The sequence below is a fragment of the Candidatus Frankia alpina genome (genome assembly GCF_902806485.1).
Classification (GTDB): Bacteria; Actinomycetota; Actinomycetes; order Frankiales; family Frankiaceae; genus Frankia; species Frankia alpina.
In genome coordinates this window covers 1-765 of record NZ_CADCWT010000529.1, presented here as the reverse complement: position 1 = coordinate 765, position 765 = coordinate 1, and the positions used below count along the sequence as shown (strand labels likewise).

The 765-nt window shown below is 64.6% G+C and carries 1 protein-coding gene; it reads right to left on the bottom strand.

Annotation, left to right across the window (positions count from 1 at the left end):
- Positions 1-19 precede the first annotated feature (19 nt).
- On the bottom strand, positions 20-765 hold a 746-nt coding region (locus tag G6R25_RS24345), incomplete at its 5' end, for an RHS repeat-associated core domain-containing protein (protein WP_163554690.1).

Sequence of the window (765 nt, the reverse complement as noted above, 5' to 3'; positions counted from 1 at the left end):
CCTGGATGCCCGCAACCAGCTAACCCAAGATCAAACAAATACCTGACCAGTTACCTCCAAGGTTGCCCACACGAGTCCCACCGAATCCACAACCACAGACCCCGCCGAGAGTATTGGTCACCCCGTTCCTCACGGCGGAACCAGCAAAGGCTCGGTTTGTAAAGCTCCCACTGCTGGCCCGAGCAGAGACGACGGCCGCGGCAAGCCCAACTCCGATACAGGTACCTGCCGAGAAAACGACGCAGGCGCCGAAGCTGACAAAGCCACCTACACGCGCGGCATTCTTCCAATTGGGCAACTTGGGTCGTTTGAAATGGAACCGGTCGCCGTTGAGGTCGTAGGTGTTGTAGGGGTCCTGGTGGGCGTAGTCGTAGGCGTTGTCGGAGCCGCCGGGTTCGGGGTCGGTCTGGAGGAAGCGGCCGAGGTTGGGGTCGTAGAGGCGGACGCCCATGAGGGTGAGGCCGGACAGGGTGTCCCGGGAGCGTTGTTTCGCGCCGAGCCAGCCGTAACGCGGGTAGGCCGAGCTGGGGAAGTAGGGGCTGCCGAACTCGGTGGACTCCGCGTAGCTCGCCGGGGAGCTGGCCGAGGTCGCGTCGTCGACGGTCGCGACCACATCGCCGTGCAGGTTCGCCAACTGCAACGTCACCGCGCCACCGTCGGTCTGGACGGCGGCCCAGGGCCCCGGGAAGATCGTTCTAGGTTGCGATCTGCTACGCGGAGTATTGGCCCCGTCGTGCCGTCCGGATGCGCTCCAGTCGAGACCGC